The organism is Marinilactibacillus sp. Marseille-P9653 (assembly GCF_916618885.1).
In the GTDB taxonomy this organism is placed as follows: Bacteria; Bacillota; Bacilli; order Lactobacillales; family Carnobacteriaceae_A; genus Marinilactibacillus.
On the sequence record NZ_CAKAKH010000001.1, the window covers coordinates 1,166,445 to 1,186,462 of the forward strand.

Annotated in this window: 17 protein-coding genes; all 17 read left to right on the forward strand. The window is 32.6% G+C overall.

The window, feature by feature from the left end; translation table 11 throughout:
- The first annotated feature begins 14 nt into the window (after positions 1–14).
- The 17 genes from LG377_RS05760 to LG377_RS05840 all read left to right on the forward strand — a co-directional run bounded on the left by LG377_RS05760 (position 15) and on the right by LG377_RS05840 (position 20,017).
- The gene (locus LG377_RS05760) at positions 15–1,199 is read left to right on the forward strand and encodes a glycosyltransferase family 4 protein (protein WP_225743726.1); all 1,185 of its coding nucleotides are present in this window, start codon (positions 15–17) and stop codon (positions 1,197–1,199) included.
- Between the two features lie 88 nt (positions 1,200–1,287).
- The gene (locus LG377_RS05765) at positions 1,288–2,709 is read left to right on the forward strand and encodes a lipopolysaccharide biosynthesis protein (RefSeq protein ID WP_225743727.1); all 1,422 of its coding nucleotides are present in this window, start codon (positions 1,288–1,290) and stop codon (positions 2,707–2,709) included.
- Positions 2,710–3,015: 306 nt separating this feature from the next.
- Complete coding sequence (locus LG377_RS05770; protein ID WP_225743728.1) at positions 3,016–3,975, forward strand: glycosyltransferase; 960 nt, start codon at positions 3,016–3,018, stop codon at positions 3,973–3,975.
- Positions 3,976–4,013: 38 nt separating this feature from the next.
- A complete protein-coding gene (locus tag LG377_RS05775) occupies positions 4,014–5,876 on the forward strand; it encodes a cell wall-binding repeat-containing protein (protein ID WP_225743729.1) in 1,863 nt (620 codons plus the stop codon).
- A 48-nt stretch (positions 5,877–5,924) separates the two neighbouring features.
- On the forward strand, positions 5,925–7,973 hold the full coding sequence (locus tag LG377_RS05780) for a cell wall-binding repeat-containing protein (RefSeq protein ID WP_225743730.1): 2,049 nt from the start codon (positions 5,925–5,927) through the stop codon (positions 7,971–7,973).
- A 332-nt stretch (positions 7,974–8,305) separates the two neighbouring features.
- Entirely contained in the window at positions 8,306–9,277 is a 972-nt protein-coding gene (locus LG377_RS05785; protein ID WP_225743731.1) for an NAD-dependent epimerase/dehydratase family protein, read from the forward strand.
- 228 nt (positions 9,278–9,505) lie between these two features.
- Positions 9,506–10,312 carry an LCP family protein gene (locus LG377_RS05790; RefSeq protein WP_225743732.1) on the forward strand — a complete coding sequence of 269 codons (807 nt, stop codon included), beginning with the start codon at positions 9,506–9,508 and terminating at the stop codon, positions 10,310–10,312.
- A gap of 26 nt (positions 10,313–10,338) precedes the next feature.
- Positions 10,339–11,508, forward strand: coding sequence for a nucleotide sugar dehydrogenase (locus LG377_RS05795; RefSeq protein ID WP_225743733.1), 1,170 nt, complete (start codon positions 10,339–10,341; stop codon positions 11,506–11,508).
- A gap of 263 nt (positions 11,509–11,771) precedes the next feature.
- Positions 11,772–12,623 (forward strand): LCP family protein, encoded by an 852-nt coding sequence (locus LG377_RS05800; protein WP_225743734.1) that lies wholly within the window; start codon positions 11,772–11,774, stop codon positions 12,621–12,623.
- A gap of 586 nt (positions 12,624–13,209) precedes the next feature.
- Positions 13,210–13,311, forward strand: coding sequence for an IS3 family transposase (locus LG377_RS12520; protein WP_225743735.1), 102 nt, complete (start codon positions 13,210–13,212; stop codon positions 13,309–13,311).
- Positions 13,312–13,484: 173 nt separating this feature from the next.
- Entirely contained in the window at positions 13,485–14,228 is a 744-nt protein-coding gene (locus LG377_RS05810) for a YveK family protein (protein WP_225743736.1), read from the forward strand.
- A 12-nt stretch (positions 14,229–14,240) separates the two neighbouring features.
- Positions 14,241–14,942, forward strand: coding sequence for a CpsD/CapB family tyrosine-protein kinase (locus LG377_RS05815; protein ID WP_225743737.1), 702 nt, complete (start codon positions 14,241–14,243; stop codon positions 14,940–14,942).
- A 242-nt stretch (positions 14,943–15,184) separates the two neighbouring features.
- On the forward strand, positions 15,185–15,889 hold the full coding sequence (locus LG377_RS05820; protein WP_225743738.1) for a sugar transferase: 705 nt from the start codon (positions 15,185–15,187) through the stop codon (positions 15,887–15,889).
- A 12-nt stretch (positions 15,890–15,901) separates the two neighbouring features.
- Entirely contained in the window at positions 15,902–17,086 is a 1,185-nt protein-coding gene (gene cps2T / locus LG377_RS05825) for a beta 1-4 rhamnosyltransferase Cps2T (protein ID WP_225743739.1), read from the forward strand.
- Positions 17,083–18,399, forward strand: coding sequence for a glycosyltransferase (locus LG377_RS05830; RefSeq protein ID WP_225743740.1), 1,317 nt, complete (start codon positions 17,083–17,085; stop codon positions 18,397–18,399). Before cps2T ends, LG377_RS05830 begins: the two co-directional genes overlap by 4 nt.
- Positions 18,389–19,081 carry a DapH/DapD/GlmU-related protein gene (locus LG377_RS05835; protein WP_225743741.1) on the forward strand — a complete coding sequence of 231 codons (693 nt, stop codon included), beginning with the start codon at positions 18,389–18,391 and terminating at the stop codon, positions 19,079–19,081. The genes LG377_RS05830 and LG377_RS05835 overlap by 11 nt, the downstream gene beginning before the upstream one ends.
- A 51-nt stretch (positions 19,082–19,132) precedes the next feature.
- Positions 19,133–20,017, forward strand: coding sequence for a glycosyltransferase family 2 protein (locus LG377_RS05840; RefSeq protein ID WP_225743742.1), 885 nt, complete (start codon positions 19,133–19,135; stop codon positions 20,015–20,017).
- The last annotated feature ends 1 nt before the right edge of the window (position 20,018 follow it).

Here is a 20,018-nt window from a genome sequence, read left to right on the forward strand (position 1 = left end):
AGGACAGATCAATCATGAGTCAGATTAAAGTAGGTTACGTCTGGGATTCATACCCAAATACACGCAGTATTATTGATATCGTTGATGGTGTAGAGTACCAAAAAATCTTTGATTACTATAAATTTCTAAGTTATGTAGCTTATGTACCTAAGAAACTAAAATTACCGAATGCAGAACACAACTTTGCCGATGTGAAACATGCATTCAATGACTTTGGTTTGAACAAAGTCGATTTACTGCATTTCTTTAATAATATTAGCTACGGTAAAACGCCTTGGGTCTCTACGTTTGAAACCTTTATTCCAAGATTTTCTCCTTTACTGGATCATCAAACAAAAGGCATTCCAAAACAAAACAAACAACTGGAAAAAGCTTTAAAGGCTCTGGCAGGAGATACTTGTAAAAAAATCCTAGCGATTTCAGAGTGTACAGCGAACTTTGAAACGACATTATTGAATCACTATCCAGAGTACAAAGAGCGTATCGAGCAAAAAATGGTCGTAATCCATCCTCCACAGAAACTTCTGGTAGAACGTTATGAAGATAAAATGATCAAAGAATCGGATGCTTTATCGTTCATTATCGTCGGAGGAGATTTTTTCCGTAAAGGTGGACTAGAAATACTTAGAACGTTTGAAAAACTTGTGAATCAGCAGAACATTCAGCTACAACTGACGATCGTCAGTAAGCTGGATGCCTATGACTATGCTACAAAAGCCGGACAGAAAGAAATTGACGAAGCTGTTTCCATTATTGAAAGAAATCAAACATGGATTACCCATCACAAGAGTCTTCCGAACACTCAAGTACTAGACTTAATGAAATCCCATCAGATCGGCTTATTACCGACTTGGGCAGATACGTATGGATATTCAGTATTAGAATTGCAAGCGAGCGGTTGCCCAGTGATTACAACAGATATTAGAGCACTATCTGAAATCAATAGTAATCAGCACGGTTGGGTGATCGATGTACCAAAAAATGAGTTTGGTGAAGGGCTATATGTGACCGAAGAACAGCGAACAGAATTGAGTCAGGTGATCATGGATCAACTAGAAAAAATTGTGCTGGATATCTTTCAAAATAGAGATCAAGTAAGAACCAAAGCTGAGAAGACAATTAGTTATGTTAAAGAACATCATGATCCAAGTGATTATGCAGATAAAATTCGTGAAATTTATAAAGATGCTTTAAAGTAAATACTTAATATAAATTTTAGTTAAGTACTGTACACTTTGATTTAATGAGTTTAAAAAACGTATTTGTAAGAAAGAAGGAATTAACGCAATGTCGAAAAGCGATTTTAAGACAGGGATTATATTCAGTGCTATAGGAAAATATTCGAATATGATCATTAATATTTTGATCAATGCAGTCTTGGCTAGACTATTGACACCTGAAGAATATGGTATCGTAACCATCGTGCAAGTGTTTCTAGTATTTTTTGATATGCTAGCGGACATGGGGTTTGGACCAGCCATTATCCAAAATCAAACATTAGATGACGAAGATACAGGATCCATTTTTAAATTTTCAGTCATTGTCTCTTTTATTTTAGGGCTTGTATTTGCCTTACTGGGACAGCCTGCGAATAACTTTTATGATCAAACGGTCTATGTACCTATATTCATCATTATGGGATTCGAGATTTTCTTTTATGGACTCATGATTATTCCTAGGGCTTTATTACTCAAAAGAAAAGACTTCAAATCTGTAAATGTATTAGAAGTTGTATCGAATATACTTTTTGGTATAGTTGCCATTGCTTTAGCGTTGCTCGGCTTCAGTTATTATTCAATTATTATTGGTCGATTGATAAAGGTATTAACAATGTTTGCCTTCTATTTTAGTCGTACGAAAATTAATTACAGAGCTAAGTTGAGAAAAGAGCCTATTTTAAAAATATGGGCCTTCGCAAGAAACCAGTTTATGTTTAACTTCATCAATTATTTCTCTAGAAATCTGGATAATATCTTGATTGGTCGGTTTATGGGGTCATCTCCACTTGCATTCTATAATAGATCTTACCAGTTATCTGTCTATCCAAATACAATCTTAAGTGGGGTACTGACTCCCGTTATTCAACCGATTATGTCTGACTATCAAGATCAGAAGCATGTAATTAAAGACGTTTATTTGAAAGTTATTCGTCTACTAGGAGATATCGGTATTGCCGTATCAGTTTTTTGTTTCTTTGCAGCTCGGGATATTATTCTCTTGCTTTCCGGTTCACAGTGGGAAGCCAGTATACCCGTATTCCAAATATTAGCCATATCGATTTGGGTTCAAATGATTGCATCTAGTACCGGTGCCTTTTATCAGTCAGCGAACCGTACAGATTTGCTGCTATTCTCAGGTATACAATCTACCATCTTTAACGTCATTGCAATCTGCTATGGAGTTTATCTTGGTACAATCGAATCAGTAGCCATGATGGTTGTTATATCCTTTACGATTAACTTTGTCATAAATAATTACTTATTAATGTATAAAGTTTTTGAATCGACATACAAAGAAGTACTGGTTGCTTTATCGAAACCATTAGTAATGGGACTAATTCAGTTTTTACTATTCTTCTGGTTGCCAGATATCACTTCTATTATCTTCTTCAATTTAGTATACAAAGGAATAATCTTTGTGATCGGTTTGCTAGTTGGTGTACTGGTTACAAAACAATTCAAAGAATTGAAAGATCTTGTCGTAAATTAAAAAATATTTTCAAAAAGGGCTTAACTCTTATGAACAGTATGTTTATAGGATTTAAAGCCCTTTATTTTGTGAAATATTCGAGAAAGGACCTATTTTATTCAAAAAATGTATCAAATAGTTGTCTAAATTATTGAAATGACTACAAAAAAAAGTAATTTTTACCCATAAGCAGTTGTAATGTCGGAAGTCATATAATAGAATTGGGAAGTGAGAGTGTTTATAATATAATAAATTAGATTCAATCTAAATTGTTATTATATTTACATAAATTAATAAAAATGTATTAATACGTTAGGAGGTTAGCTTTTGAACAAAAAACTCTCAATCATTATTCCAGTTTATAACGTAGAGGATTATATTGCAGAATGTATCCAGTCAGTGCTCAAGCAAATAACAAATGATACAGAACTGATTGTTGTAGACGATGGAAGCACAGATCAGAGCTTAGAAGTGATTTATAATCTTCAAAAAGATACGGATTTCACTGTGATTGCGCAGAAGAACTCAGGTGTGTCTGTAGCAAGAAATAAAGGCATGTCTGAAGCGGTAGGAGAATATATGGTGTTTATTGATTCAGACGATTACTGGAGAGAAGATACCATTAGTCAACTTTTGCCACTCGTCGAACGATATGAGCCTGATATGGTGAGATTCAATGCAACACCTTTTTATGAAGAAGGCGTCGCACTAGATTATACCGTCGTAAATTACGATCTTAGCGAGTTTCTAAAAGAAGAGAAACTCTATACAGGAAAGTCTCTTAAAGCGAACTTGGATAGCTTTAAAGCAAGTCCATGCTTGTACATTTTCAAGAAGTCACTTGTCATCGATAATGGAATACTGTTCGAAGAAAATATCATTCATGAAGATCAGTTGTTTTCTACTCAATTATTTTTAGAAGCTAAAAGTATGCTTTACTTGAATGAAGATCTGTATTACCGAAGATATCGATTGAATTCAATCACGACAAACCGCTCAATAGAACAGTTGAAGTATGCTTACATCTCTTACTATAAAATCATTAGGGTACTAGAATTAATGCTAAAAGAGAAGACGTATATGGATTTCAAACTTGATTTTGTCGAAGGTCGAATAAAGTACCTCTACAATTTATCAAATGGTTATCCTTTATCTCTAAAATTTAGACGTCCCTTTATTTCTAAAGTTGAGACTGTCAGTTCAAAGCACAAAGTTTTGACTGAATTCAAAAATGTAGCGAAGCGACTGTTTCCAAGTAAATTAGTAGATCACTTAAAATCAAAATAGTTAACTGAAACCTGTTCTTTAAATAAAAGGAGGATAAGATGAAAAAGAGTACAAAGAAACATATCGTAACAACGCTGATTCCATTGGCATTGGGATTTAGTTTATTAGATCATCAGGTAAGCGCTGATGAGTTGAATGGTGTGGAAGTAGAAAATATTCTTTCGCATTTAAATAATGATGAATTAATCAGTGAAGAGAGCCTTGATTTAGATGCAGAAATTATTGATCTGACTGAAGTAAGAACGTCTTCTGTTAACAGAACCCATAAAAATGGCATCTATACAGTCGTGAAAGGCGATACTTTTTATTCGATTAGTCAGTCTTTCGGCCTAACGCAAACGCAACTTCGTGTATGGAACAATCTTTCTTCTATACCGAGTCATTTAGATATCGGTACAAAACTAGCAGTCACAAAACAAGGTGTAGAAGCGAATCTGCCTTCATCACAGAAAGCAAAATTGATTGAATACGGTAAGCCACTTACATACAATTCAGCAGAAGAAATGATTCAATCACTAGCACCCGTCGCAGTTGAAATTGCGAATCAAAGCGGAGAAGAAAAACTGTGGCCTTCACTAATGCTTGCGCAAGCCATTCATGAAACGGGAGTGGAAAGAAGCGTCGGGATGAGTGACAAGTCTAGAGCGCCATACCATGTATTGATGGGACTTAAAGCAAGAGGTAGTGTTACGAGCATTTTAGACTGGACATGGGAAGAAGTTAAAGTCGGCGACAAAACTGAGAAAATTCAAGTGCTTGCTGAATTCCAGTCTTTTAGTTCTTATCCGGCTGCAGTACAAGGCTATGCAGACCGCTTAAGGTATGGTCCAGGCTGGGATAGCAATTTCTATTCTGGTACTTGGGTAAGTAATTCAAAATCAGTTTGGGATGTCTTGGATAACGGTGGTTTGAAAGGCTACGCTACAGATGGCGTTTATGTGAGTAAAATCAAAGACAAAATCAATCAATACAACCTGACACAATATGACCGTAAAGTGTCACGTATCAGTGGAGAGACCCGTTTTGAGACAGCCGTTAATATCAGTAAACAAGGTTGGGATAAAACTAGTACGGTCGTACTGGCAAATTCTCATAACTTTGCAGATGCTTTAGCAGGTGTTCCACTAGCCGGAGCAATGAAAGCACCAATTTTACTCACTAGAACAGGTGAGCTAGAATCAGCTACCTTGAACGAGCTAAACAGATTAGGTGCTCAAAACGTTGTGATCTTAGGTGGAGAACAAGCGATTTCTGCTAATGTAGAAAAAACTTTAGCACAAAAAGTGATTTCCGTTAATAGACTCGCAGGAGAAACAAGATACCAGACGGCTGGTTTAATAGCGAAAGAACTAAATAGACAATCTCCGGGTGTAAAAGAAGCGGTTATTGTAAGTGGAGATAACTTTGTGGACGCTATGAGTGTCGCATCATTCGCTGCTCAAAATAATAGACCTATTTATTTAACAAGACAAGATCGATTAACGGATGATATTAAAGAAGCCACTAAAACGATTAAAAATTGGCAGATCATCGGAGGTTCAAGTGTTGTTCAAGCGAGTACAGAAGCTGAACTACAAAAACTTGGTGCCAGTGCGACAAGAATTTCCGGTTCAGACCGCTATGAAACCAATCAAAATGTGATCAAGTATTACGGTACGAGCAATAGTCAGGTTTATGTATCGACCGGTAGAGATTATATCGATGCCTTAACGGGTGCAGTACTAGCGGCTCAGAAAAATACAGGAATCATGCTAACAGAAAACAGACAAGATATTTTAAATCGAAATATCCAATTTGTTAGTCGACAAAATATCAATCAATTCAATTTCCTTGGTGGAGAAAAAGTACTGCCAAATAAAATTGCAGATTCATTGAAAAACTATAGTACAAAAGGTCAGTAGGTAGACAGTTGTTGTAAGTATTGTTAAAGGATTGAAAAGGAGCGTATCATGTTTAAACATCTTCAAAAGAATACAGGTTTTAAATTTATTATCGCAGCTATGTTAAGTTTTGCTCTCGTGTTTACAGTATTAAAGTTCAGCACAGTTTATGCAGAAACAGAAAATAGTGACGTAACAGAAGAAGAAATCACAGAAACACCTGAACAAGAAAACGAAGCAGTATCAGAAGAAGATCTTGAAGCGGCGTCAATAGAGCTAAACATAGACTTTACTTCCGAAGAAGAAATAACAGCTGCCTTCAAGCAGTTTCTTGCAAACTTTGACTCATTATCAGAATCAGAAATCCAAGGCTATATCAATGAGTTCTTACTCTTTTTAGATGCGGAACAAACAGTTAATTCTCAATTGGAAATGTTTAATGTCTTGAACTTTACAGACGCTGAATTAAGCTCGCTCGTTAGCTTTATGGCAGACCATAAAGAGTCAGTTGATCAATCTTTTGTAGAAGAATTCGAAGCACTGACGCCAGAACTTGATACGGACCAATTCAGTGTATTCAGTAATGATGTATCGACTAGTAGTACCGTTATGAATTCAGTTAACAGACTTAGTGGAAGCACCCGTTTCCATACAGCTGCAGAAATCAGTAAAAATGGCTGGAGAACATCTCAAACTGTTATCATTGCGAATTCGCATAACTTTGCGGATGCCTTAGCTGGTGTGCCATTAGCTGTAAATATGAATGTACCGATTTTACTGACTAGAACAGACAAATTAGAAGATGCAACCATCAAAGAAATTCAACGACTAGGTGCGAAACAAGCGATTATCCTTGGTGGAGAAGCAGCTATTTCTAAATCAGTAGAAAATAGATTGTCTCAACTTGGACTCTCTAATAAAAGATTCTCTGGAAAAACCCGTTATGATACAGCGGAAGTTATTGCGAATGAAATTAGAAGCCGTACAAAATCTAGCGAAGCCTTTTTAGTTAGTGGAGAAGACTTTGCGGATGCCATGAGTGTTGCTGCAATTGCAGGACGTCGTGGTGCACCTATTTACTTGACTAGAAGCAAAGCTTTAGCAGACCAACCTAAGAAAATGGCTAAGCAAATCAACATGTGGTATGTCATCGGTGGAGTGGACGCCATTAGTAAATCTTCAACAGATACCTTACACAATTCAGGAGCTAGATCGCAAAAACGTATTCCTGGTAGTAGTCGTTACGAAACCAATATCAACGTTTTAGATTTCTTTGGCATTCAAAATAGTGCTTATGTGGCAACTGGTAGAGATTTTGTGGATGCATTGACAGGATCCGTATTAGCAGGTAAAAACAATACTGGTGTTGTGCTAGTCAATGAAGTAGATGCTAACATGACAAAAGCCATGAGCTTTACACGCAACAATAAAATTAGAAGCTATACCTTATTTGGTGGAGAAGCCGTTTTACCTTCTAAGGTAGTTGATTTGTTTAAATACGAACGTTTAGGAGGTAGAAAGCCAGTCATCGTTATTGATCCAGGACATGGTGGAAACTTCTTTGGTGCTGTATATGGAATTGCCGAAAAAACTCTAAACTTAGATACTTCTAAGAGATTAAGAGATAAATTACAAAGAACAGGTAAGTACGAAGTCGTTATGACAAGAGACACAGATAAGCACTTTGCAACAGCTCTAGCTGCTGATTTGGATTATAGATCGCGCTTAGCGAACAATTTGAACGCAGATATTTTTATTAGTGTTCATTATAATGCAGGATCTAGAGGTTCTAAGGGGCTAGAGACCTTTGTTCATCACAATAGCTATCCTCAACAAACTAGACGAGAGAATCTAAATATTTCTGATTCAAGGATTAGAAAAAGTAGAGATCTTGCAGACAGTGTTCAAAACCTTATGGTTCAAAGAACAGGAATGACTAACAGAGGCGTTAAAGGTCTTAACTTAAACGTACTCAGAAAAACTCAAATGCCAGCAATCTTAGTAGAACTTGGTTTTATGAGTGATGCAAATGAACTTAAAAAAGTTCGTACAAACTCCTATCAAGAGACGATTACAACGTCTATCACAGATGGGGTCAATCGGTATTTTGGGAATTAAAATTATAATAGAAAATTGAATATTTATGAAGAGTCAACTGGTTGCATTTAAGAGGTGCATAGTTGGCTCTTTATTTCTATATTGTTACTCACTTAATTACACGTACTTACCTTAGCCAAAATTGTTTTATCAATTCATATAGAATAAATAAATACTATCAAAACAAAAAGTGACAATTTTATCCCGAAAGAGATGCTATCGGAAATAAAAGTAAGTATAAAGTGAAAATAATGTTGTAAAACTTTGAGCTCTGTAATAAAATTAAACAGCACGTTCATTATTAACTATGAAAAAGTAGCGAATAAAAAACTTATAAGTATTGGATAGATTAAATGACTATACTAGTAACAGGTGCAGCTGGTTTTATCGGTATGCATTTATCTGAGAAATTATTAAAAGAAGGACATAAGGTAGTAGGATTTGATAATTTGAACGATTACTATGATGTTCAATTGAAGAATGATAGGCTTGAACAGTTGACACGTTATGATAATTTTACATTTATCAAAGGAAATTTAGAAGATAACGATGCTTTAACTAAATTATTTGAAAAGTTCAAAATTGAAATCGTAGTACATTTGGCAGCACAAGCAGGAGTCAGACATTCTATAAGTAATCCTAGTTTGTATATCCAATCCAATATTGTAGGGTTTTCCAACGTGATAGAGTTGTCTAAAAATCATAATGTTCAACATTTCCTTTATGCATCATCTAGTTCAGTATACGGAATGAGTAAGACTATACCATTTTCAACAGAAGATAATGTTGATCATCCAATTAGTATGTATGCCGCTACAAAAAAATCCAACGAATTGATTGCGCATACGTATAGTCATTTATTTAATTTAAAAACTACAGGATTAAGATTTTTTACTGTCTACGGACCATATGGTAGACCGGATATGGCATATTTTTCTTTCACTAAAAGAATTATTAATGGAGAATCAATCAAACTTTTTAATAATGGGGATATGATGCGAGACTTTACTTTTATAGATGATATCGTTGAAGGAATTTACAAAGTAATGATAGGCTCCAAAAAAAGTAACGAAAAAGAGATTTATAAACTTTATAATATTGGAAATAACAAACCTGTAAAGTTACTAAGTTTTGTAGAAACACTGGAAAATCTTCTTGGAATTAAGGCATATAAAGAATTTTTGCCAATGCAACGAGGAGATGTTAAGTCAACTTATGCTAACATTGACAACTTGAAAAGAGATTTCAGCTTTGAACCAAAAATTAATATTGAAAAAGGGCTTAAAGAGTTTGTGACTTGGTATAAAGATTATTACCACCGTTAAAGGTTAAACACAATTATTATATTGTAATCTGTAATTTTATTGGTAAACTGTATAAGTGATAATTATACATATGTGAAAGAAGGAACATTTAGTGGAAAATGAACAACGTACAAAAAGAAGAAGAAAAAAATACTACTAGGTCTGTTAATTTTTTTAGGAATTTTTACTGCGATTGGGCTATTTGTAGGTTGGCAAGTTTATAAAGATATACAAGCATCTACAGACGAAATGTATACACCTTCCGATCATGATCAAAAACGAGATAATCCAGTAGTTGTAGACGAAGGGACTGACGCATTTTCTGTTTTACTATTAGGGATTGATACTGGAGACGATGGAAGAGTTGAACAAGGTAGATCTGATACGATGATGGTGATGACTGTTAATCCTAATACTGAGAAAACTACAATAGTCAGTATTCCTAGAGACACATATACAGAAATTGTTGGTAGAGGTACAATGGACAAAATCAATCATGCATATGCATTTGGTGGTACTTCAATGTCAGTCAATACAGTACAAAATTTGTTCGATATACCAATTGATTACTATATATCCGTGGACATGGAAGGCTTACAACAGATTGTTGATGCAGTGGGCGGGATTACTATTACTCCTCATCTGACGTTTGAACAAAGTGGTTACAATTTTGTAAATGGTCAACAATCTAATATGAATGGAAAAATGGCTCTTGAATACTCAAGAATGCGTAAGCAAGATCCTAACGGAGATTATGGTCGTCAAGAAAGACAAAGAGAAGTAGTACAAGCTACGATAAGAAAAATGGCTTCAGTGGAATCTGTAATGAATTATAAAACTGTCCTTAATTCTTTAAGCGCGAATATGAAAACTAATCTAACTTTCAATGATATGGTCGATACTTTTACAAAATACAATTCAGCAATTAATACGATTGATCAAGAACAACTATCTGGAACTGGTAGACTACAAGATGGAATTTATTATGAATTTATTCCAAATGAAGAAATTCAAAGAGTTAGTAATATACTTAAGCAAGAGCTTGGAATAAACTAGATTTATTTATGAAAGGAAATAAAAAAATGAATATTACTGTAGTAGGAATGGGATATGTAGGTTTATCCAATGCCATTCTTTTAGCTCAAAACAATCAGGTCAAAGCTTTAGAAGTAATTGAAGAAAAAGTTGAAATGATTAATAATAAAAAATCTCCAATAATAGATAAAGAAATTGAAAAATATTTGTCAACTAAAGAATTAAATTTGGAAGCAACTTCAGATAAATCTATTGCTTATGGACATAATCCAGAATATGTAGTAATTGCTGCTCCCACGAATTATGATGACAAAAACAATTATTTTGATACTTCTTTAGTTGAAGTAGTTATCGAAGATGTTTTAGAGTATGTTCCTGAAGCAACGATCATTATTAAATCTACTATACCTGTTGGATATACTGCATCAGTTAAAGAAAAATTTAATACAGACAATATTATTTTCTCACCTGAATTTCTTCGCGAAGGTAAAGCGTTATACGATAACCTATATCCAAGTAGAATCATCATTGGAGAAGAATCAAGCCGTGCACAAAAATTTGCAGATCTTTTAGTAGAAGGCGCAATAAAAGAAGACATATCGGTTCTATTGATGAATTCGACTGAAGCAGAAGCAGTCAAATTATTTGCGAACACCTACTTGGCATTGCGGGTAGCATACTTTAATGAATTAGACACTTATGCTGAAGTACATGGATTAGATACAAAATCCATTATTGATGGTGTTAGTTTAGATCCTAGGATTGGAGATCACTACAATAATCCATCGTTTGGTTATGGTGGATATTGCTTACCTAAAGATACTAAGCAATTATTAGCTAATTATGATAAAGTTCCTAATAATATTATTGGCGCTATTGTGGATGCCAATAGAACTAGAAAAGACTTTGTCGCTGATCAAATTTTAGCTAAAAACCCTAAAAGAGTTGGTATCTACCGGTTAGTTATGAAAGCTGGATCTGACAACTTCAGACAGAGCTCGATTCAGGGAATTATGAAAAGACTAAAAGCTAAAGGAATCGAAGTAGTCGTTTACGAACCGGTTTTAGAAGAAAAACTGTTCTACAACTCTAAAGTATATAAGGACTTAGAAGAGTTTAAGTCCAGTGTAGATGTGATAGTAGCAAACCGATTAACTGATGACATAGAAGATGTTAAAGAAAAAGTTTATACAAGAGATTTATATAATCTAGATTAATTTATAGCCAAAAAAAATTTTTTTACTATATAAATGTATATAATTTACTAGTTAACGTAAAGTTCACAACTATCTTGTTGTAAGTGTCTAGAAAGATGCTACAATAAGATAGTTAATTATACATAATTTTATAAAATCGGAAGAAGGCGCAATGCAATATGGAAGAAAATAGAAAACGAAGAAGAAAAAATTCTCGATTTAAAAAGGTATTACTTAGTATACTTGGCTTTTTAGCTGTTATAGTAGCCGCGGGAGTTTTTGTGATGTGGAGAGTCTATAGTGATATTCGTAGTTCTACTGACGATATGTATGAAGAAGTAGAAGGACAAGATCAGAGAAGAGAACAATCGGTTGATGTAGATAGTGGAGAGGACCCTTTTTCAATATTACTACTAGGATTAGACACAGGTGAATTTGGAAGAGAAGAACAAGGTAGATCTGATTCTATTATGATTATGACAGTAAACCCAAACACGGATCAAGCTACTATGATTAGTGTTCCTAGAGATACCTATACAGAAATAATAGGTCGAGGTACAGAAGATAAAATCAACCATGCTTATGCGTTTGGAGGTGTACCTATGACAATCAATACAGTTCAAAACTTATTTAATTTCCCTGTTGATTATTATGTTTCTGTAAACATGGAAGCTATACAAGAAATCATAGATTCTATAGGTGGTATAGAAATTACCCCTCCTCTAACATTTACTCATACAGATTTTGATTTTGTTAAAGGTCAGCAGACACATATGGATGGTGCTAGAGCTCTTGCCTATTCTCGTATGAGATACGACGATCCTAGAGGGGATTATGGTAGACAAGAAAGACAGAGAGAAGTACTTGAAACAACTATTAAAAAATTTGCGACTTTAGATTCAATCTTGAACTATCGAACTGTGCTAGATTCTCTAAGTAGTAATATGCAAACCAATCTATCATTTGATGATATAGTTGATGTGTTTTCTAAATATAGTAATTCTGCTAACAACATTGAACAAGTTCAACTGACAGGTTCCGGTAGAAAAGTAGATGGTGGGTATTATGAGTTTATACCTGATGAAGAAGTAGAAAGAGTAAGCTCCATATTAAAAACGGAACTTGAAATTAATTGAGCTAAAGTTTTTAAAAAAAACAGAGGTTTTTCATATATTCACTTTAATTATATTCTGAATTGGTGAAAAATTTAAAAATCTTGAAATTTTTCCGGTCTACAGAATGCATATAATGGTAGAATGAATGGAGAGTATAGGTTTTAAACTTGAGCAATAACACTATAGAGACTAACGTCTAGGAAATAGTATATCAGGAATGTGTATCTGCCCTAGCTAGTAGTTAAAGTTTTAATAAATAGATTCAATTCTTACTGCTGAAAGTAGGCTCAGATATTATAAATTAAGTTTAATTTAGAGAAGTTATTGATATACAAATCGGAAATAAGGTTAATTTAAAAGTGATAATAATTATGACTAATCGAGTAAGAGGCGATTTTATAGTTGTAAAGTAGGTGTTAACAATTTTTTATTATTATAAAAATGGATAGGTTACACTGAATTGGACAGAAAAGATAAGGTGTTTATACTAAACACAACACACAGGAGGAATCTATCATGTCTACTCGTCGTCCACGTATAAATCATTTAAGTTTGAATTTGTCTACGACAAAACATTCTATACACTCTATGAACGTAAGTTCAACTTATGGACTACGTCCATTGGTGGAATCATTTTCGTTCACATGGATCATTGGACTACGAATCTCCTATCGATTATCGAAAAAAGTTGGGAACAGGAACAGTCTGAAATTAAAGTCCGTAAGTCCGTTGTCCATCAGCCGGTCAAAATTAGCCTTACATTCAGTTAAAGAGGCTCAAATAAAGTAAATTCAAACAACATTTACACCTTATAATTTTTGTTCAAAAAAGTGTTGACATACAAAAAATATTGTTTATTTTAATTTTTAGTAGGAGGATAAGATGGAAGAAGAAATTAATTTGGTTGAGGTTGTTAAGATTCTTAAAAAAAGAATGGGTATAATCATTAATATGGTGTTATTGGGAGTTGTTTTTTCATCAATATATACCTTTTTTATTTTAACACCTAGCTATAGTGCAAACACTCAGTTGTTAGTAAATCGTACACAAGACACTGAAATGATTCAAAGAGCTGATATTGATACGAATGTTCAACTAATCAATACGTATTCGGATATTATTAGAAATCCAGTTATACTTGATGCAGTTATAGAAGAGCTGAATTTAAATTCTACAACAGATAACTTAAGGAACCAAATTAGCATTACTACTGAGAACAATTCACAGGTTTTTGCGGTTCAAGTAACTGATAATAGTCCTTATAATGCAGCAGCGATTGCCAATACAACCGCGAGCGTATTCCAAGAAAAATTAAATACCATTATGAATATAGATAATGTCACAGTTATATCAGATGCAGTTGCTAATACAAATCCTGTCTCACCCAATAAAATTGTTAATATAGTAATTGGCGTTTTGTTAGGAGGCTTGCTAGGTCTAGGAGTAGTATTTATATCTGAGTTTTTAGATACTTCTGTTAAAGACGGTAAATTTATAACTGATGATTTGGGTTGGAGTAATTTGGGTCATATATCAATTATGACTTCAGAAGAATTAAAACTTGATAAGCGTTTGAATGGATTGCAAGAAAAAAACGTGACACGTACAACACGATCGAGGGTTTAAAGGAGAATAATTATGATTTTTAAAAAAAGAGTAAAACAAGCTACTGATGAAAGAGGTGGATTAGTAGTAATTAACAAACCATCATCAGTCGTATCTGAGCAATTCAGAACAATACGTACAAACATCCAATTCTCAATGATTGACGAGACTATCAAATCAATAGTGGTGACTTCTGCTGGTCCAGCATCGGGAAAATCTCTTATTTCAGCAAATTTGGCGGCAACCTTCGCTTCAGGAGACCAAAAGGTCTTGTTAATAGATGCTGACTTAAGAAAACCGACTGTTCATAAAACTTTTAAAATAAAAAATGATAATGGATTGACAAATTTATTAACTGATAAAGCTACAGGTATAATGGATGTAATTCATCATTCTGGACATGAGGGACTTTATTTAATAACTAGCGGAGCTATCCCACCTAACCCTTCAGAATTACTTTCTTCAAACAGAATGAAGTCTGTATGTAAGGAAATGTATAAAAATTTTGATATTGTAATATTTGATATGCCTCCTGTTCTTGCTGTTACAGATGCACAAATAATGGCATCGAAAGTTGACGGCGTACTATTTGTTATTCCTAAAAATGAAGTAACGAAAGATCAAGTTTTAAAATCAAAAGAATTGCTTGAAAATGTACAAGCTAATGTATTAGGTTCAATACTTAATAAAGTTGATAAAACAGAAGATAGCTATTTTTACTATTACGAAAATTAATATCAGTAATGAAGAATTAAGGTTTAAAAAGTGATTTGGTTAAGATTTACTGATATTTTTAATGCTTTAATTATAAATTACATTAATTAGTTGTTTTTCGAGAGCTATCAAAGTTTGAAATCCAATTAATATTTTATAATTAAAATTATTTTAATTGAATTTAAATATATAATAAATCATTTAGAAATTTAGTTAGTAATTAGTAACTTCGTAAATATTAACAGCTGAATCGGAGGATTAAAATGAAGGAGCATGAGAACTTGGAAAGTGAGCAGCAGTTTTTAAGCGATAATATTAATTCGGAAGAAGAACTTATAAGTTTAGAACAAATAAATAAAAATTATTTATATCAATTTATAAAGAGAGTAACTGATGTTATTGGTAGCTTTTTAGGATCATTAATTCTTTTGCCGATTTTTTTTATTATAGCTATTTTTATCAAATTAGAAGATCCAAAAGGACCTGTACTATTTGTTCAAACTCGTATAGGTAAAAACGGAAAAAAATTTAAGATATTTAAATTTAGATCTATGAGTACAGATGCTGAAATAAAACTTCTAGATTTAATTCAATTAAATGAAGTTGAAGGTGCCATGTTTAAAATAAAAGAAGATCCAAGAGTTACTAGAGTTGGAAAGTTTATTCGTAAGACTAGTTTGGATGAACTACCACAGCTATGGAATGTTTTGAAAGGGGATATGAGTCTTGTTGGACCTAGACCTCCATTAGAAAAAGAAGTTGATATTTATAGTACTTATGAAAAACAAAGATTACTAATCAAACCTGGTTGTACTGGTCCATGGCAAGTTAGTGGGAGAAATAATATTAGTTTTGAGGAAATGGTTCAAATAGATTTGGATTACATTAATACTAGGAATATTTTAATGGATGTTAAAATCATCTTAAAGACTGTTTTGATTATGATAAAGCCAAATGGAGCATATTAAGAGAGGTTAAGTATGGAAAAGCAACATGTATATATTATAGGGTCAAAAGGAATACCAGCCAACTATGGAGGCTTTGAAACATTTGTAGAAAAGTTAACAGAAAATAAAAAAAATCAAGTATTACAGTACCACATAGCATGCATGAAAGAAAATTCAGAAAAAAATGGAATAACCGAGAAACACTTTGTACATAATGGGGCTGACTGTTTTAATATTGAGGTTCCTAGTATTGGCGCAGCTAAAGCTATCTATTACGATGTTGCTGCTTTGAAATACTCGATTAAATTAGCTAAAAGAAATGATAACATAAAGCCTATTTTTTATGTACTGGCTTGTAGGATTGGTCCATTTATTACTATATTAAAAAAAGAAATAGATGAGATTGGCGGAAAATTGTTTATAAACCCAGATGGTCATGAATGGTTGCGTGAAAAATGGAGCTTACCAGTTAGGAAGTACTGGAAACTTTCTGAGAGATTAATGGTGAAAAGTTCAGATTTAATGATTTGTGATAGTCAAAACATTGAGAAATATATTCAAAATGACTATAAAAAATATCATCCGAATACAATGTATATTGCTTATGGTACTGATATAGCCAAATCAACACTGCATCATAATAGTGATCTAGTTTTATCTTGGTATAAGCAAAAACAAGTAAAAGAAAATAGCTACTATCTGGTCGTTGGAAGGTTCGTACCTGAAAATAATTATGCAACAATGATCAAAGAATTTATGAAATCTTCTACAAAGAAAGATTTAATTTTTATTACAGATGTTAAACAAAATAAATTTTATGAAAAATTAAAAAAAGAAACCAATTTTGATAGTGATCAACGAATTAAATTTGTAGGCACAGTTTATAATCAAGATTTATTAAAATACATTAGAGAAAATGCATTTGCATACGTACATGGGCATGAAGTTGGAGGAACTAACCCTTCATTACTTGAGTCTTTATCATCTTCCAAACTGAACTTATTACTTGATGTTGGTTTTAATCGTGAAGTCGGAGTAGATAGCGCAATTTATTGGCAAAAGAACGACTTATCCAAAGTAATTAATAAGTGTGAAGAATTATCAGTTTCTAAAATTAATGATTTCGAAAAAAAATCAATAGCTAGAGTAAAAGAGGCTTTTAATTGGGAATTAATTGTTAGCAAGTATGAAAATAAATTCACTGAGGAAACAATATGATAATACTACACTATACATTAGGGTTTCCTCCACACAGAAGTGGAGGATTAGTAAAATACGCTACCGATTTAATGAAAGAACAGTTTGAACAAGGTCACGAAGTGATTGCGTTATACCCTGGTAAAATTAAATTATTTTCAAAAAAAACATACATTAAAAGTGGTAAGAGTGATAATTTTAAACTCTACCAAATAGTTAATAGTCTTCCATTAGCTATTTTTGGAGGGATTAGTTCTCCAATAGACTTTATGAGAGAGGTTCCAATTGGAATATATATAAATTTATTGAAAAAAACTAACCCTGATGTTATTCATGTTCATACATTAATGGGTATCCATAAAGAGTTTTTTACAGCTGCTAAGAATTTAAATATTCCTATTGTCTTTACAACACATGACTATTACGGCTTAGCACCTGAGCCAAATTTTTATTTTGACAATAAGTCGTATGATCAAAAAAATGTAGTAGAGAATTGGATATTAGCCTCTGAAGGTGCTCTAAGCACTAACCAATTAAGAATTTTCCAGTTTAGTATATATCCAATTATAAAATCAATTGTGACCTTTATAAAAACTAAAAACAGTACTTCGAAGTTTTTTTCATTGAAAAATAAAGGTGTTAAAATCAAATCCAGTAATAGTTCTGTTGAAGATTTTTTGGCATTAATAAGCTACTATAAAAATGTTCTATCAATGATTGATGGATATCACTTTAATAGTAGTCTTAGTAGAGAGGTTTATTCAAATAACATTGACATTGGTACCTTTAATAAAGTAATATCGATTACCAATTCAAATATTTCAAATTTTACTTATGAGAACAAAACTAAAAATAACAAAACTAGACTTGCATATATTGGCCCTGATAAAGACTATAAAGGTTTTTTCGATTTTATTGAATTATCTAAAAGGACTGACTTGAAAGATTATGAATTTCATACTTATGGATATGAGTCTGTTTCGGAAATAACCAACGTTATTCAACATGGTAGATATAAAAATAGTGAGTTAAACAGTATTTATAGAAATATTGATATACTAATTGTTCCTAGTAGGTGGAAAGAAACTTTTGGTTTAATCGTATTAGAAGCTTTAAGTACGTGTACTCCTGTGTTAGTAAGTAATAATGTAGGAGCTAAAGATTTAGTTCCTAACCATTTTGTATTCTCAAGCTTAAATGAGATAGTGAAGCTATTAAAGTTAAATACTATAAAAAAAGAAAAATTTGATTTTCAAGTTAAAAATATGAACACTCATACTAAAGAAATATTATTATTCTATATTGAAGTAGGCGATAGCTGTAATGAAAATTGAGAGTGTTGTAAAAAAATTACTCGGTAAAAAGGAGTTTTCACTTTCAAATGAAGTTCCTTTTTCTTATATAATACATAAAGGTATATTTTATTTATTAGGAATTATAAGAGGTACGTTTAAGTTTATTGGTACTAATAGAAGCGGAAAAAGAGTTTTTTTAGGTAAAAATGTTAAAATACTGGTCAAAAAAAAATTCTCAGTAGGAGATTTTGTAAGAATTGAAGACAATGTCTCAATAGATTGTTTATCAATTGAAGGAGTGCATTTTGGAAATCGAGTTAAGATAGGAGCAAATAGTAGGATACAATGTACTGGGGCTCTTTCAAACCTAGGTAAGGGGCTATATATTGGTAATGACACCAGCTTTGCTGAAAATGCATTTTTTGGAGCAGCTGGCGGTATTGAAATAGGAAAAGATGTGATTGCTGGACAAAATGTACGCTTTCATGCCGAGAATCATTTATTTAATGACGTCAATGAATTGATTCGTTTGCAAGGTGTAAAGAGAGAAGGTATAAAAATTGGAAATAATGTATGGATAGGTGCAGGAGTAGTGTTTTTGGATGGAAGCGACGTTGCTGATGGATGCGTAATAGCAGCAGGTTCAGTTGTGACGAAAAAGTTTGAAAATAATACTGTTATTGGAGGAGTTCCTGCAAAAGAAATAAAAAAAAGGTTATAAAATATTTCAACGCCTAAAGAATAACTTTTAAATAAGAAAGAGGTAAGAATTATGGATATATCGATAATTACTCCCTTTTACAAGGGAAATGATTTTATTTTTTTATTAACTGAGAGTATTCAAAAAGCAATTGATCAGCTCAAAGATAAAAAGTTAGTCGAACATATAATTGTTAACGATAGTCCAGAGTATGATGTTAAGTTACCAGAAAAATTATCTTATAACTTAAGAGTGGTAAACAATAACGAAAACCAGGGAATTCATCAGTCTAGAGTAAATGGATTAAAACATGCTAAAGGTGAATTTATAATTTTCTTAGATCAAGATGATACTCTTACTCCTAACGCTCTTAAATCACAATTATATTCAATAGAATCAAGCGATATATGTGTAGGTAATGGCTATTTTTGCTTTCCTAACGGGGACATTAAACCTATTTACAAGAATAAATTGATGATGAGATCATTACGACGCGAAAAGCCTTATATATATGTAAGAGATTTGATAGTTTCTCCTGGACAAGTGATAATAAGAAAAGATTCAATACCTTTAGCTTGGAAAGATAATATATTAAAATTAAATGGAACGGATGACTATTTATTATGGTTACTTATGTTAGATGAGAGAAAAAAAATCTCGTTTAATGAGGATTACGTTTATACTCATATTGACTCAGGAGTAAACCTTTCATTTAATTTGAAAAATATGGAAAAATCAATGAATGAGTTATTATCAATTTTAAAAGAAGTAAACTATAATTCAAATAAAATTAAATTATTAGAAAGAAGAACGTCTTATAAAGGAAAACTACTTGAATCAACATCTAAATTTAGCTTTGATAATGTAATCAATCTCGATATATTTCTATATAACGTTTACTATAGAATCTTTTATGGTGGGAACGTAATAAGCTATAAAGACATGGTAAAAAAATAAT